11 protein-coding genes are annotated in these 15,779 nt (G+C 63.5%); 2 read left to right on the plus strand and 9 right to left on the minus strand.

All coding sequences use genetic code 11. From position 1 onward, the window contains the following. Nucleotides 1-17 precede the first annotated feature (17 nt). Nucleotides 18-650 (plus strand): bifunctional 4-hydroxy-2-oxoglutarate aldolase/2-dehydro-3-deoxy-phosphogluconate aldolase, encoded by a 633-nt coding sequence (locus PCJ49_RS09270; protein ID WP_269910682.1) that lies wholly within the window; start codon nucleotides 18-20, stop codon nucleotides 648-650. 134 nt (nucleotides 651-784) lie between these two features. Here PCJ49_RS09270 and PCJ49_RS09275 read toward each other — a convergent pair whose 3' ends face one another. The 9 genes from PCJ49_RS09275 to carB all read right to left on the minus strand — a co-directional run bounded on the left by PCJ49_RS09275 (nucleotide 785) and on the right by carB (nucleotide 13,577). Next, a complete protein-coding gene (locus tag PCJ49_RS09275; protein ID WP_269910683.1) occupies nucleotides 785-1,246 on the minus strand; it encodes a GNAT family N-acetyltransferase in 462 nt (153 codons plus the stop codon). A gap of 54 nt (nucleotides 1,247-1,300) precedes the next feature. After that, nucleotides 1,301-3,370 (minus strand): M13 family metallopeptidase, encoded by a 2,070-nt coding sequence (locus PCJ49_RS09280; RefSeq protein WP_269910684.1) that lies wholly within the window; start codon nucleotides 3,368-3,370, stop codon nucleotides 1,301-1,303. Nucleotides 3,371-3,564: 194 nt separating this feature from the next. Continuing rightward, nucleotides 3,565-5,598 (minus strand): M13 family metallopeptidase, encoded by a 2,034-nt coding sequence (locus tag PCJ49_RS09285; RefSeq protein ID WP_269910685.1) that lies wholly within the window; start codon nucleotides 5,596-5,598, stop codon nucleotides 3,565-3,567. A gap of 84 nt (nucleotides 5,599-5,682) precedes the next feature. Then, on the minus strand, nucleotides 5,683-6,213 hold the full coding sequence (locus PCJ49_RS09290) for a TIGR02444 family protein (RefSeq protein WP_269910880.1): 531 nt from the start codon (nucleotides 6,211-6,213) through the stop codon (nucleotides 5,683-5,685). Next, a complete protein-coding gene (locus PCJ49_RS09295) occupies nucleotides 6,203-7,291 on the minus strand; it encodes an ATP-dependent 6-phosphofructokinase (protein ID WP_269910686.1) in 1,089 nt (362 codons plus the stop codon). Before PCJ49_RS09295 ends, PCJ49_RS09290 begins: the two co-directional genes overlap by 11 nt. 293 nt (nucleotides 7,292-7,584) lie before the next feature. Further along, nucleotides 7,585-9,198 (minus strand): M56 family metallopeptidase, encoded by a 1,614-nt coding sequence (locus PCJ49_RS09300; RefSeq protein WP_269910687.1) that lies wholly within the window; start codon nucleotides 9,196-9,198, stop codon nucleotides 7,585-7,587. Further along, the gene (locus tag PCJ49_RS09305) at nucleotides 9,195-9,797 is read right to left on the minus strand and encodes a BlaI/MecI/CopY family transcriptional regulator (RefSeq protein ID WP_347710429.1); all 603 of its coding nucleotides are present in this window, start codon (nucleotides 9,795-9,797) and stop codon (nucleotides 9,195-9,197) included. Before PCJ49_RS09305 ends, PCJ49_RS09300 begins: the two co-directional genes overlap by 4 nt. Then, a complete protein-coding gene (gene greA / locus PCJ49_RS09310; protein WP_089286602.1) occupies nucleotides 9,733-10,206 on the minus strand; it encodes a transcription elongation factor GreA in 474 nt (157 codons plus the stop codon). Before greA ends, PCJ49_RS09305 begins: the two co-directional genes overlap by 65 nt. 86 nt (nucleotides 10,207-10,292) lie before the next feature. Next, on the minus strand, nucleotides 10,293-13,577 hold the full coding sequence (gene carB, locus PCJ49_RS09315) for a carbamoyl-phosphate synthase large subunit (protein WP_269910688.1): 3,285 nt from the start codon (nucleotides 13,575-13,577) through the stop codon (nucleotides 10,293-10,295). 328 nt (nucleotides 13,578-13,905) lie between these two features. On the opposite strand from carB, the gene PCJ49_RS09320 reads away from it, so the two are divergent. Then, entirely contained in the window at nucleotides 13,906-15,771 is a 1,866-nt protein-coding gene (locus tag PCJ49_RS09320; protein WP_269910689.1) for a PAS domain-containing protein, read from the plus strand. Nucleotides 15,772-15,779 lie beyond the last annotated feature (8 nt).

A 15,779-nucleotide genomic window follows, 5' to 3' on the forward strand; every position in this document is an offset into this window, starting at 1 on the left:
AGTTGGATAAAGCCTCAATGACCACCGATATCGCCCATATCTGCAGCCTTGCCCCCGTCGTTCCGGTCATCATCATCGACCGGCTGGAAGATGCCGTGCCGCTGGCCAAGGCGCTGGTGGCTGGCGGGTTGCCGGTGCTGGAAGTCACCCTGCGCTCCCCCGTGGCGCTGGACGCGCTGGCGGCCATGGCGGAAGTGCCGGGTGCGGTGGTCGGTGCCGGCACGGTGGTGCAGCCCTCGCAGGTGGATGCCGTGGCCAAGGCCGGCGCCAAGTTCATCGTCAGCCCCGGCACCTATCCGGAGCTGGTGACGGCCGTGCAGGATAGCGGCATCCCCTATCTGCCCGGCGTCGCCACCCCGTCGGAAATGATGGCCCTGCTGGCCCGTGGCATCCGCCATCAGAAGCTGTTCCCGGCCACGGTGGTGGGCGGGATCGACATGCTGAAGGCGATTGGTTCGCCCCTGTCGCAGATCCGTTTCTGCCCGACGGGCGGGGTGAATGCCACCAATGCCAAGGATTTCCTGGCCTTGCCGAACGTGATGTGCGTAGGCGGTTCCTGGGTCACCCCTGCCAAGTTGGTCGCCGCCGGCGATTGGGCAGGGATTGAAGCCCTGGCGCGCGAGGCGGCTTCGCTGAAGCCCGCCGCCTGATCCAGTTTTACCCGTTTTCAGTCCTCACGGCCGCCGTTTCTCCGGTCATTTCGCGGCGGCCGACCTTGTGGGCGTCCAGGGGCAACCCTGGGCGCCCATCTTTTTTCGGGGACTCCGCCGCTTTTGTCTCGGTTTCAGAACCGGGCCAGATAGACCAGCGGATAGGGCTTGCCGCAATGGTCCAGGTCGGTGCGCCCCACATAGCGGAAGCCCTGCGCCACATAGAAGGCAATGGCCCCCGGATTCTGTTCGTTCACATCCACCAGCAGATTCGGCTGCAGGCTGGCGGCGTGGGCGATCAGCCGTTGCCCCACACCCCGGCGATGGAAGGCCGGATCAACGAACAGGCAGTCGATCTTCGGCCCGCCGAACCCGATAAAGCCCATGATCTGCCCCGACGCGTCTGTGGCCAGCCAGACCCTGGCGGTGGGCAGATAGAGCGTGCACAGCAGCTGTTCGTAGAAATCCAGGTCTGTGGGGCTGATGAAGCCGTGGGTCGCATGGACCGAGGCGCGCCAGACGCGGTGGATTTCCGGAATATCGGCTTCGGTGGAAAGCCGGATCGGCGGCAGCAGGGCGGCGGCTTGGTTCGGCATAGGCCCGATCCGAAAAAGAAAAGGGCCGGCGCTTTCCACGCCGGCCCTTGTTTTTTACCAGACCTTGCAGGCCTTGTCGCCGCGGACCATCGGGTCCGTCGGCTTGCAGTTAAAGGCGGCTGCAAATTCCTTCATGTTGGACACCGTGCCATTGACACGGAATTCCGGCAGGGAATGCGGGTCGGTCAGCGCCTGCAGGCGCCGCGCCTCCGGCCGGCTCTGCGAGCACCAGATATGGGCCCAGCCATAAAAGGCCCGCTGCTCCGCCGTCAGCCCGCCGATCTTTTCCGATACCTTCGGGCCCAGATGTTTCTTCAGGGCAGCCAGGGCGATGGACAGGCCGCCATTATCGGCCGTGTTTTCGCCCAGCGTCTGCTTGCCGTTCAGGTTCACGCCTTCAACAGCGGTGTAACCGCCATATTGGTCGACCAGGCACTGGGCCTTTTCCTCAAACTTCTTGCCGTCATCCTCTGTCCACCAGTTGGACAGGTTGCCGTCGCCGGCATATTTGCGGCCCTGATCATCGAAACCATGGGTGATTTCATGGCCGATCACCGCACCAATGGCGCCGTAATTATAGGCGTCATCGGCGGAGAAATCGAAGAAGGGCGGCTGGAGGATGCCGGCCGGGAAATTGATATTGTTCTGCTGCGGGGAGTAATAGGCGTTCACCGTCGGCGGCGTCATGCCCCATTCGCTGGGATCGCGCGGCTTGCCGATATGGGACAGGCTGTCGCGCCGGTCAAAGGCAGCGGCGCGGAACACATTGCCCAGCAGATCATCCGACGTGACAGTCAGGGCGGTATAATCCTGCCATTTTTCCGGATAGCCGATCTTGGTGGCAATGGCGCCCAGCTTTTCCCGTGCCTTCACCTGGGTTTCCGCACCCATCCAGTCCAGCGCGCCGAACCGGTCGTTGAAGGCGCCCAGCAGGTCATTCACCATGCCCTGCATCCGGGCCTTGTGCTGCGGCCCGAAGGTCTTGGCGACGAAATACTTGCCCAGATCCTCACCCAGCGCGCTGTCGGTGGCAGCGACACAGCGCTTCCAGCGCGGGCGCTGTTCCTTGGTGCCGGACAGGGTGCGGCCATAGAAATCAAAATTCTCTTCCGCCACCGCCTTGGGCAGCCAGGGGGCCGCAGCGCGCAGGGTCTGCCAGCGCAGATAGGTCTTCAGCTCATCCAGCGGCGTGCTTTTCAGCACCTGTTCCAGCGACTTGAAGAAGCCTGGATTGCCGACATTCATGTCGGTGAAGGCCGGCGCGCCGCTGGCCTTCACATAGGCCGCCCAGTCAAACCCTTCATGCTTTTTGGCGAAGGCCTTGAAGGTGGTGGGGTTGTTGCGCTTGTTGGGGTCGCGCCGTTCCACCCGCGTCATCGACGCATCCGCCAGCTTGGTTTCCAGCACCATCACGATATTGGCGCGGGCGGCGGCGGTGGCCGGTGCATCACCGGCCAGGGTGAACATGCGGGTGACATGCGCCAGATAGGCGGCCCGCTGTTCCTTGGATTTGGCGTCATCCTTGAAATAGAAATCCCGGTCGGGCAGGCCCAGCCCGCCTTGGTCGGCGACGGCGATGGTCTGCACCGCGTCGCTGAATTTCTGCATCCGGCTGAAGCTGAAAAAAGCCCCAATGCCCTGGTCATGCAGCGTGCCCACCAGGGCGCCCAGCTGCTCTTTGTCGCGCAGCGCGTCAATCCGGCTCAGCGTCGGCTGCAAGGGGGCCAGCCCCTTGGCCTCCACCGCCGCCTCATCCATGCAGGCGGCATAGAAGGCGGCGATCTTCGCCGTTTCCGGCTTCGGGTTGGCGACGGCATCGTCCAGGATGGTGCGCAGCACGCCCTGATTCTGATCCGCCAGCCGCTGGAAGGTGCCCCAGCGCGATTGATCCGCCGGGATCGGGTTTTCCTTCATCCAGACGCCGCAGGCGTGCAGATAGAAATTATCGCAAGGGGAGACAGTAGGGTCCAGCACCGGCAGACCGGGGGCTGGTGGCTGCGGCTTGGCGGGTGCCGGCGCTTCCGCCACCCGGGTTGGTTTCGATGTGCAGGCCGTCAGGCCCACCAACAATGCCAAACCGATCGCCCCCAATTGGGACGTGCCCCGCAAGCCTTTCAGCTTCATGTAAACCCCGACGGTCGCCGATGCTGGATGGTACGCGTATGGATGCCCGTTTTTCGGGCTTTTTAGCGTGGGCGCAGATTAGCACGAAGCCGGGCTGTAAAAGCTAAGTGCTTTTTGTAACGGATTGGTAACTGGTATCCCCAAGCGCGGCCAACCGTTCCAAATGGGACGATTGGCCGCACCGGGATTTGGGCTTACCAGACCTTGCAAGCCTTGTCGCCGCGCACCATCGGGTCCGTCGGCTTGCAGTTAAAGGCCTGGGCGAATTCCGCCATGTTACCGACAGTGCCATTCACGCGGTGGCGCGGGGCCGAATGCGGGTCGGTCTTGGCGCGCAGACGTTCGGCTTCCGGCCGGGCCGACGAACACCAGACGCTGGCCCAGCCATAGAACAGCTTCTGTTCCGGCGTGTAACCATCGGCCCCCTTGGTGGTCAGGGCCTTGTCGCCGCCGACGCGCTGCTTCAGCGCCATCAGGGCCAGCCGCAGCCCGCCATTATCGGCCGTGTTCTCACCGAGCGTCAGCTTGCCATTCTGGTTGGTGTCACCGGCCACCTGATAGGAGCCGTACTGATCCACCAGACACTGGGCCTTGGCTTCGAATTTCTTGGCGTCGTCGGCGGTCCACCAATCCTTCAGATTGCCCTTGGCATCAAAGCCACGGCCTTCATCATCGAAACCATGGGTCATTTCATGCCCGATCACGGCACCGATGGCGCCGTAATTCAACCCATCATCGGCCTGGAAATCGAAGAAGGGCGGCTGCAGGATGCCGGCCGGGAAGTTGATATTGTTCTGGCTGGGATCGTAATAGGCATTCACCGTCGGCGGGGTCATGAACCATTCGTTCTTGTCCACCTTCTTGCCGATCTTGGACAGGTGATAGGCATTCTCAAACCCGGCTGAGCGGAACTGGTTGCCCAGCAGATCGTCCTTCTTCACGGTCAGGGCGGTGTAATCGCGCCATTTTTCCGGATAGCCGATCTTCTGTTCCATGGCGGCCAGCTTTTCCAGCGCCTTGGTCTTGGTCTCCGCCCCCATCCAGTCCAGTTCCTTGATGTCGGCGGCATAGGCGGCGCGCAGATCATCCAGCATCACCAACATGCGCTTCTTGTGTTCCGGGCCGAAGGCCGTTTCCACATAATGCTTACCCAGATCTTCACCCAGCGCGTTGTCGGCGGCATCGGTGCAGCGCTTCCAGCGCGGCCGCAGTTCCTGGGCCCCGGACAGCGTCTTGCCATAGAAGGCAAAATTCTCATCCACAAAGGATTTTGACAGCCAGGGCGCGGCGGCGCGCAGAGCGTGCCACTGGAAATAGGTCTTCAGATCGGCCAGATCGGTTTCGCTTACCGCCTGATCCAGACCCTTGAAGAAGGCCGGATCATTGACATTCATGTCGGCAAAGGCGGGTGCCTTCACATCGCGCACATATGTTGCGAAATCGATGGCTTTGGTCGTGCCGGTGAAGGCCTTGAAGCTGGTGGGATTGTTCAGCTTCTGGGTATCGCGGCGGTCCTGCTTGCTCATCGTCACGCGGGCCAGCCGGGTCTCAAACGCCATCACCGCAGCGGCCTTCTTGGCCGCGACCTCCGGCTTGTCGCCGGCCAGGGTGAACATGGCGGCGACATGCTTCTCATAGGCCCCGCGCAGCGTCGCCGACCGCTCATCATCGGTCAGGTAATAATCACGGTCGGGCAGACCCAGCCCGCCCTGGTCGAAGGCGGCGATGGTGTCTTCCGCCTTGGCAAAGCTCTGCTGCGGGCCGAAGCCGAACAGCACATCAATGCCGGACTGATGCAGGGCGGCCACCAGGGCCGCCAGTTGCTTCTTGTCCTTCAACGCGTCGATCTGCGACAGCACCGGCTTCAGCGGGGCGATGCCGGCCTTGTCGGCAGCGGCTTCATCCATGCAGGCGGCATAGAAGGCGCCGATCTTGGCCGTGCCCGGCTCGCTGCCCTTGGCAGCCTTCTCCAGGATCGCGTGCAGCGTGTTCTGGTTGCGCTGGGCCAGCTCATGGAAGGTGCCATAGACGGACCGTTCCGGCGGCAGCGGGTTGGCCTTGATCCAGGGGCCGCAGGCGTGCAGGAAGAAATCCTGGCACGGGCTGACGCTGTTATCGACCTCCGGTACCTTCGATTGCGCCGCGTGGGCGGCGTTCAGGGGGGCCAGACCCAGGGTCAGGGTCAAACCAATTGCACCCAGGCATGAACCGGCCAGCAAGCCCTTCATCCTCACGTACTCCGACAATATAGACAGTTTCAGGGTCGGGTCGCTGTCCGGGCGGCCCTTAGGTGCGGACCCTAACACCACCGCTCACGGGTTGAAAATGGCCGCGTGTAACGCTTCTGTAACCGCGCGGCGGTTACCGGCCGGCAGCAACAGGGCGATATTGGCCGCCAGTGCCAATTCCGGTGTCGCTTCAAGACGTTGCCGGGGCGGAAATGCCTGCAGCATCTCCTGCTGCTGACGCTCTGCCGCCAGCTCCGCCGCCTGCACCTGCTCCCGCAGGGCGGTACTGGCGGCGTTGGGGGCGGGCGGGGGGCCGTTTTTCAGCCGGCGGCGCACGGCGCGCAGCGGTTGCACCACCTCGCGCCGCCAGGCATCGGTGGCGCTGGCGGCGGCGGCCAGTTCGGGGCCGGTCAGCCGGTGGCCATTGGCGCCCAGCCAGGCGGCCCACAGGATCAGGTTTACATCCAGCCCATATTGATCCTGCGCCCGCAGGCAGGCCTCCGCCACGCCGGGGGCGGCGTAAACAGCCAGGGAGAAATCCCACAGGCTGTTCCAGGGGGCAGGGGAGGCCGCCGGGACCATCGGGGCCGGCGGCCAGTCATCCTCAGGCATCATCACCGACATAGATGCCAAGGCCGCGCGCCGTCTTCACCAGCGTGCCGGCGACATCGACGGCGGCATAGGTCTTGATAGCGTCTTCGATCGGGATATCGATGACGCAGCGGTTGGACCAGGCCAGCAGCCGGTCGGACTTGCCGTCTGCCAGCAAATCCACCGCCGCCACACCGAAGGCCGAGGCTAGCAACCGGTCACGATAGCTGGGCGGGCAGCCGCGCTGCACATGGCCCAGCACGGTGACGCGGGTTTCCGCCCCCGTCGCCTCGGCGATCAGGTGGCCGACATAATTGCCGATACCGCCATAGCGCTTCTGTCCATCGCTGAATTCCTGCTGGGCGGCAGACCCTTCCATGGTTTTGACGGCTTCCGACACCACCACCAGGGCGAAGTTGCGCCCGCCAGCCTGCACCTTGCGGATTTTTGCGGCGATACCGGCGACGGACCAGCGCAGTTCCGGCAGCAGGATGACATCGGCCCCGCCGGCAATGCCGGCGGAAAGCGCGATATGCCCGGCATCGCGGCCCATCACCTCCAGCACCATCACCCGGTCATGGCTGGCGGCGGTGGGTTGCAGCCGGTCCAGTGCCTCCGTCGCCACGGCCACCGCCGTATCGAACCCGACCGAGGTTTCGGTGATGCCCAGATCATTATCAATGGTCTTGGGAATCCCGATCAGCTTGAACCCGCCCTGCTGGGCCAACCGGCGCAGAATGGCCATGGAGCCATCGCCGCCAATGCCGATCAGCCCATCGACGCCCAGTTCGCGCAGGCCGCCGATAATTTCCTGGCTGCGATCCTTCTTGGTTCCATCGGCCATAGGATAGGCGAACGGATCACCCTTGTTGGTGGTGCCCAAAATGGTGCCACCCTGGCGCATCATCGCACCATCCACCATGTTGGTATCCAGCTTCACATAGCGCACCGGGCGGGTCAGCAGCCCCTGGGTGCCATCTTCGATCCCCACCACTTCCCAGCCATAATATTGGGCACGGTGAACGGCGGCCCGGATCACCGCGTTCAGGCCGGCGCAGTCGCCGCCGCTGGTCAGGATGCCGATGCGCTTGTTGCCGGTCATTGCTTCCTCGCTTTTATCCGTTGCCGGCAAGGTGCCAGGAAAGCGGGGGCGGTGGCAAGCGGGGGCATTGATCCGGCATGGCAAAACCCACCACAGGCAAGCCGGGCGGGTTTTGTTTTATACCAATCCGCCTAAAGGTTGACCTTTAGGCGGATTTGAGGCCAGCGACCGCTGGCCCGCCGCTCGTGCGGCGTGAGCCAAGGGCGCGGATGCGCCCGCCCGGCGCCTGAGGGAACATGAAATCTCCCTGGATCGGTCACGATCAAGGGAGATTGGTGTAATAGCGTTTGAGATCAGGAGGCGGGGCCGAACCACATGCTGTCCAGCTTGCCTTCCGGCGTCACCAGCACCCACCAATCGCGCACGCCATGGGCATAGGTGGCGCGGTAGACATCCATGCCGCCTTCATCGACGCGCTTGAACTGCACTGATTGCAGATCGCCCAGCGGCAGCATCTCCGCCTGGATTTTCGGCAGCAGGGAGATCACGGCATCGGCCTTGTCCGCCATCAGGCTGTCGCGGTCGATCTTGCCGGCCTTGATCTGGGCGATATGGGCGCGCAGGGCGGCCTCGCTGCCGGGCAGCGGCTTGTTGGATTTGACCCGTTCCGCCAGGGCCTGTTCCAGCGCCTTGCCGCGGGCATCGTCAATACGGGCGGCGGGCAGGTCGTGGCCATTCTGGTGCAGCACCACGCCACCGACCATACCTTGGCTATTCACCTGAAAACTGCCCTGAACCGGCAGATCGCGGGAGAAGAAACTGGTCGGGCTTTCCGGATAGAAGGCCATGGCCGGCTGGCCGATAACATGGGCCAGCAGATGATCGCCCTCCCGATAAACTTTCAGCGGCCGGTTGGCCATCAACGGGGTCTCATAATAGCCGGTGAACTTGTCCATGGCTTCCGGTGCCAGGGCGATGGCGGTGCGCGGCTTGGCCTGCTCGGCCATGCGGGCTGCCACGGCGGGATCAACCTTGTCCGTGCCGGTGGCGCCGGCACTGATGACGCTGGCGGGGGCCAGCAGGGCCAGCACCAGCGCCCAGCGCCGGGCATTCATCCGCAGCGGCAGGGTACCACCCTGCAGGATACGCTCAACGCGGGCGGTGACGGTGGCAGGCCGCGCCATGGCCAGACCGGCGGGGAGGCGGCGGGCCTTTACAGCCATGGCCACCAGGATTTCGGCATAGGTCAAGTGATCCTCCATCTGTTCAAGGGCGGCCGTGTCGCTATTGGCTTCCGCCAGCAGCGCCAGCCTGTTGTCGAGCCACCAGGCGGCCGGGCTGAACCAGAACAGGGCCCGATGCAGGGTGGAGAGAAGCAGCGTGTAGTAATCGTGCCGCTCGATATGCGACGCTTCGTGCGCCAGCACGGCTTTGCGGGTGGCAGCACTCCAGCCCGTAAAGTCAGGGGGAAGCAGGATGGTGCCGGCAATGGTCAGCGGTACGGTGATATCCTTGCTCACCCGGATATCCTGCGGCTGCGTCCAGCCGTGGCGCAGCCGCTGCGCCCGCGCCCGCAGCCGCAGGCCGGCAAGGGTGCCAAGCGCCAGCCGCAGCAGCAGGGTGCCGGCCACCAGCAGATAGAGACCCAGTCCAAAATCGGACCAGCCAATGTCAAGGGTGGGCGGGCTGGCGGCCGTCAGGGTTGCCTGGGCTGCCGGTTCAGCCCGGGCGATCAGCTGCGTCGCCGGCTGCAGCCAAAACCGGATACCGTCCAGCGGTACGGTCAAGCGATCTGCGGGGGCCAGCTGCATCAGCAGCGGCATGGCAAGCGATGTTGCCAGCACGCCGCCCCAGACTGCCATCTGGGTGAAAGGGTTGGTGATACGCAGCAGGCGCAGGGCCAGCCACGCCATCCCGATGAGTACAGCCGACCGCAGGGCCGCCTCCGCCAGCAGTGCCAGCATCATTTCCCCCGTTTTCGTGCTTGTTCGATCTTTTCCGCCAGGGCTTGCAGCTGTTCCGGCGTCAGCATGTCGGTTTCCACCATGCCGACGACGACATCTTCCGCCGATCCGCCGCAGAACCAGTCGACGATGCGCTTTACGGCGCGTGCCGCCACCCGGTCGCGCCCCTGTGCGGCCCGATAGATGAAGGTCCGTCCTTCCACGTCATGGGTGAGATAGCCTTTCTCCTCCAGCCGTTTCAGGACAGTGCGAACCGTGGATTCCTTCAACGGGCGGCTAAGCATCTCTCGCACCGCATCAGCGTTGACCGGCCCACGCCGCCAGACAAGATCCATGATCTCCCGTTCGAGATCGCCCAGGTCTGACGGATTGTGATTGTCTGTAGTGCTATCGTTCATAGTGCTACAGTGTGTAGCATTAAAGGGGTGAGGCGACAAGCGGTTTCCATGCGGGGGCTGAAAACAAAAAGCCCGCCGCGGCGGGCTGCCGGGCGGGCTTTTGCTGACTCCCCCGGTAAAGGGGTGCCTTTTGGGTACCTTACTTAAAGGCGATCCCCACAACCTCGTAGCTCTTGGAGCCGCCGGGGGTGGTGACTTCCACATTGTCGCCGACGGACTTGCCGATCAGCGCGCGGGCCAGCGGGCTGGTGATGGCGATCAGGCCCTGCTTGATGTCGCTCTCATCCTGACCGACGATCTGATAGGTCACCTCTTCATCGGTGTCCTCGTCAGCCAGAGTGATGGTGGCACCGAACTTCACGGCATTGCCGGAAAGCCGGGTGGGGTCAATCACCTCGGCGCGGCTGATCTTGTCTTCCAGCTCCATCACCCGGCCTTCGATGAAGCTCTGCTTCTCGCGGGCCGCATGATATTCGGCATTTTCCGACAGATCGCCGTGTTCACGGGCTTCGGCGATCGCCTTGATCACCGCCGGCCGCTCAACGCTCTTCAGGTGCTTCAACTCATCCTGCAGCCGGTTATACCCCCGGGCCGTCATGGGAACCTTTTCCATCGTACCTTTTTCCCAAGAGATTAGGTGGCGCCGAAATAAAAAACCCCAACGGTGCGGCCATGAGGCCGCACCGCAGACCAACCTTCTTAGTAAGACCCGCTCAGATAGGACTGAAGCGGAGCCACTTCAAGATTGCCGGTCTTCAGGCCTGAGATGGCTTCGACCGCTGCCTCAGCACCCGCCACCGTCGTGTAGTAGGGGATGTTATTGGTCAGGGCCGTGCGGCGCAAGCTGAAGCTGTCAGACATCGCCTGCGGTCCTTCAACAGTGTTAAACACCAGTTGGACCGCGCCATTGATCATTTCATCTACAATATGGGGCTGGCCTTCCAGCACCTTGTTCACTGCCCGTACCGTGATGCCGGCATCGGTCAGGAACTTGGCGGTACCCTTGGTGGCGATGATCTTGAAACCCAACCCTGCGAGCGTGCGGGCCACCGGCACCATGGCCGGCTTGTCGCGCTCCCGCACGGAGATGAACACCGTGCCGTCGCGCGGCAGGGTGACGCCGGCGCCCAGCTGGCTCTTGGCGAAGGCCATGGCAAAATTCTTGTCCAGGCCCATCACCTCGCCGGTGGAACGCATTTCCGGCCCCAGCAGGATGTCGACGCCGGGGAAACGGTTGAACGGGAACACGGCTTCCTTCACCGCCATATGCGGCGGGAACGGGCCGTTCAGCTTGAAGTCGGAAAGCTTTTCCCCGGCCATGACGCGGGCGGCCACCTTGGCGATGGCCGTGCCGGTGGCCTTGGCCACGAACGGCACCGTGCGGCTGGCGCGCGGATTGACTTCCAGAATGTAGATGTCGAAGCCGCCGGGGCCGGAACCATCGGCCGACTGCTTCACCGCGAACTGGATGTTCATCAGGCCAACGACGTTCAGCCCCTTGGCCAGCTTCACCGCCTGGACCGACAGTTCATCCACCACCGGCTTGGACAGGGTGTAGGGCGGCAGGGCGCAGGCGCTGTCACCGGAATGGATACCGGCCTCTTCGATATGCTCCATGATGCCGGCGACATAGACCGCACCCGTGGCATCGGCCACGGCGTCCACATCCACCTCGATGGCATCTTGCAGATAGCTGTCAATCAGCACCGGATTCTTGCCCGACACCTTCACGGCGGTGGCGATATAACGGTGCAGACCGGCCATATCATGGACGATTTCCATCGCCCGGCCGCCCAGCACATAAGACGGGCGGATGACGACGGGGAAGCCGATCTTGTTGGCAACGGCCACCGCCTCTTCCAGCGAACGGGCGAGGCCGTTGGCTGGCTGGCGCAGGTCCAGCTTGTGCAGCAACTGCTGGAACCGTTCGCGGTCTTCGGCCAGATCGATGGCATCCGGCGTCGTGCCCAGGATGGGGATGCCAGCGGCTTCCAGATCGCGGGCCAGCTTCAGCGGGGTCTGGCCGCCGAACTGCACGATCAGGCCCAGCACCTCGCCATTCTGCTGCTCCTTGCGGACCAGTTCGATCACGTCTTCGGCCGTCAGCGGCTCGAAATACAGACGGTCGGCGGTGTCATAGTCGGTGGAAACCGTTTCCGGGTTGCAGTTGACCATGATCGTCTCATAGCCCGCTTCCTGCAGGGCATAGACGGCATGGACGCAGCAATAATCGAACTCGATCCCCTGGCCGATACGGTTCGGCCCGCCACCCAGGATGATGACCTTCTTGCGGTCCGTCGGGGCGCTTTCGCATTCCGCCGGCTCCAGGCCATTGCCCTCATATGTGGAATACATATAGGGCGTCCGGCTGGCGAATTCGGCGGCACAGGTGTCGATGCGCTTGAACACCGGCACAATGCCCTTGGCCCGGCGGGCGGCGGCCACAGCCTCTTCGCTGCTGCCCGTCAGCTCGGCGATGCGGGCATCGCTGAAACCCATGGACTTGATGCGGTTGAAGCGCTCGGCATCCAGGCCGGCCAGACCGGCCGCCTTGATGGTCGCTTCCTCGGCAACAATGTCCTGGATCTGACGCAGGAACCAGGGATCGACCTTGCAGGCCTCAAACACCTGATCCACCGTCAAGCCATGGCGGAAGGCCTGGGCTATATACAGCAGCCGTTCACTGGTGGGGCGCGACAATGCGGCGCGGATCTTCAGCGGGTCGACCACGCCGCTGCCGCCGGTCAGGTCCACTTCATTGAAGCCGGTCAGGCCGGTTTCCATCGACCGCAGGGCCTTTTGCACCGACTCGGCAAAGGTGCGGCCGATGGACATGGCCTCACCCACCGACTTCATCGAGGTGGTCAGCGTGGTGTCGGCGCCGGGGAACTTTTCGAACGCGAAGCGCGGCATCTTCGTGACGACGTAATCGATCGTCGGCTCGAAGCTGGCCGGCGTCGTGCCGGTAATGTCGTTGGTCAGCTCATCCAGCGTATAGCCGACGGCCAGCTTAGCGGCGATCTTAGCGATCGGGAAGCCGGTGGCCTTGGATGCCAGCGCGGAGGAGCGCGACACGCGGGGGTTCATCTCGATCACGACCATGCGGCCGGTATCGGGATTGACGCCGAACTGCACGTTCGACCCGCCGGTATCCACACCGATCTCGCGCAGCACCGTCAGGCTGGCATTGCGCATGATCTGGTATTCTTTGTCGGTCAGCGTCAGGGCGGGGGCCACGGTGATGCTGTCGCCGGTATGCACGCCCATCGGATCGATATTCTCGATGGCGCAGATGATGATGCAGTTGTCGCGGCTGTCGCGCACAACTTCCATCTCATATTCCTTCCAACCGAGGACCGACTCCTCGATCAGCACCTCATGCACCGGGCTGGCCCGCAGGCCGCCGCGCACGATATCCTCAAACTCCGCCCGGTTATAGGCGATGCCGCCGCCGGTGCCGGCCAGCGTGAAGCTGGGGCGGATGATGGCGGGCAGGCCGACGAATGCCAGACCTTCCAGCGCCTCCTCATAGGTCTTCACCAGCAGGGAGCGCGGGCTTTCCAGCCCGATCTTGTCCATGGCGTCGCGGAATTTCAGGCGGTCTTCCGCCTTTTCGATGACGTCGGCCTTGGCGCCGATCATCTCCACGCCCAGCCGGTCCAGCGTGCCGTCGCGGAACAGGGTCAGCGCCGTGTTCAGCGCCGTCTGGCCGCCCATGGTGGGCAGCAGCGCGTCGGGGCGTTCTTTTTCCAGGATCTTGGCGACCATGGCCGGGGTGATCGGCTCGATATAGGTCGCATCGGCCAGACCGGGATCGGTCATGATGGTGGCCGGGTTGGAATTGACGAGGATGACCCGGTAGCCTTCCTCCTTCAGCGCCTTACAGGCCTGGACGCCGGAATAATCGAATTCGCAGGCCTGGCCGATAATGATCGGCCCCGCGCCGATGATGCAGATGGATTTGATGTCGGTGCGTTTCGGCATGTTCAGTCGGACCGTCGTCTTACGGGCGGGAAGGGCGATATAGTCGCACGAAAACGCCCCTTGCACCCACTACAGGTGCGGGGGACGTCCAGCTGAGGCGCCTATATAGAGGGGTCGGACCCATTGGTGAAGTGCCGAGCTTGGGGCGCTGGGATGCGTCGGGCGGGAGGCATGGGCCGGATCGTGTCCAAAAGGGGGAAATGCACGCAACAGTAGGAAAATCCTCGCTTACAACGATAATTTGCGCGAAATCGGCTTTTGCTTCCGGCAAAATCGCGTAAAATTAGATCGCTTCGTATTCTTACTCCATCGCGGGGGAGGGGTCTGCTTGATCGAGTCCCTGACCGGCATCGCCGATCTTTTTTCCTCCTTTCCACTTCCCGTGCTTGTGTTGCGCGATGATGGCGCTCGGCTTGTCGTTGCCTTTGCCAATGATGCGTTTGGCACCTTGGCCGGGCTGGATGCGGCGGGGATGGAGAATATGTCGGCTGCCTTGCTGCAGCGGGTGGAGGGGCAGCCCGACCCTGGCCCGGCCATCATGCGGGTGATGCATCAGGGATCGGTGCTGGATATTGAGGTCGGGCTGATGCGCCGGGGCGGCCGGGTGTCGCTGCGGCTGGTCGGCCAGGGGCTGCGGACCATCGACGATATTCCCATTTTCCTGGGAGTCGCCCGCGATAATGGGGAGTTCCAGAAGCTGGCGCAGGCGCGCGCCTCTTCGGAGCTGATGCTGAGTGCGGTGATCGGCAATATCGACCTGCCGATGCTGATGTTGAGTGACGACGGGCGCATCGTGCTGGTGAACCCGGCCATGCTGCGCCTGATCGAACGGCCCATCGATGAAATTGCGGGCCGGCATTTTTCCGTGCTGGTGCCGATTGATGACTGGCCGGCACTGTCCCCCCGTTTCCATGAAGCGCTGCAAAGCGATGAGGAAAGCCGGCGTGCCCTGCGCCTGCTGACCGGCCGGGGCAAGCCCATCAATGTCGAAATTCAGGGCAAGCCGGTGCGCCAGGTCAGCGGCCGGCGGCTACGAATGCTGACCTGCGCCTCGCTGGAGGATATGCTGCCCGGCCCGCGTGGCAGCCTGAGCGAGCTGCCGGAACGGGCAGCGGCCGACCCTTCGCGCCCGCTGATCGCCGGGCGCCTGCAACTGATCGGGCTGGATGATGTGCGCACCGCCCTGGGCGAACGCTGGGGGCAGGTGCGCGTCCAGGCCCTGGCCATTGCTGAGGGGGTGATCCGCCGCCATCTGGGGGCGGAGGATATGCTGGAACGTACGGCCGATGATGGCTTTGTCATCTTTTTCGGCGAATTGCCGGAGGCGGAGGCATCGATCCGCGCGCGGGAGATCGCCCAGCAGATTCGCAACCGCCTGCTGGGCAACAGCACTGCGTCGCTGGAAGCCCAGGTGGAAAGCTTTGCGGCTGAGGTGGATGTTGAGGATGACGGCTTTGACGAGGGCGGCATTGCCGACGTGCTGCTGGCCAAACTGGCGCAACGGCGCGAAGAAAGCCGCCAGCAGGTATCCCGGCTGCTGAAAACCGCCTTGCAGAAGGCGACGCTGGACCCGATTCAGGTGACCCAGCCCGAAGGCTATCCGATTCCGTTCTTCATCGCCGATCTGGCCCATCCCTGGCGGGATGATATTGCCGACGCCCTGATGTCCATCGCCGATGATCTGAATGTCAGCTTCGAGGCGGATCTGGTCACCCTGTCGGTGGCGATGGACTGGCATCGGCCCGGCAAGCGCGATGCCACGCTGATCATGCCGGTACGGTTTGAAAACCTGATGCTGCCGCGCCTGCTGGACCGTTATGTGGAGGTGGCGCGCAACCTGCCGGTGGAACTGCGCCGGCAGCTGATGTTCCATCTGGTGCAGATGCCGGCCGGCACCGCTGGTTCGCGCATTTCCGGCATGGTGCAGACCCTGGGTCCGCACTGCAAAGGTATCGCCATTGAACTGAATGGCGTGGATCATGTGCTGGACCCGCTGGGCACTCGCGTTTCCGTTGTTTCCATCGATTATGAATTGCTAGGGCCGCTGGACGGGCCGGGCCGCGCGCGGCTGCAACGGCTGCTGCGCACCTATCACCTGCGCAAGATGCGGGTTATGATAACAAAGGTGCCGCGGGAGGAGGATGCCTTCCGGCTGGCCAGCGATGGGGTGGACATGGTGGCGTTGGCCCGTTGAAACGGGGG

Source organism: Niveispirillum sp. BGYR6, assembly GCF_027568365.1.
In the GTDB taxonomy this organism is placed as follows: Bacteria; Pseudomonadota; Alphaproteobacteria; order Azospirillales; family Azospirillaceae; genus Niveispirillum.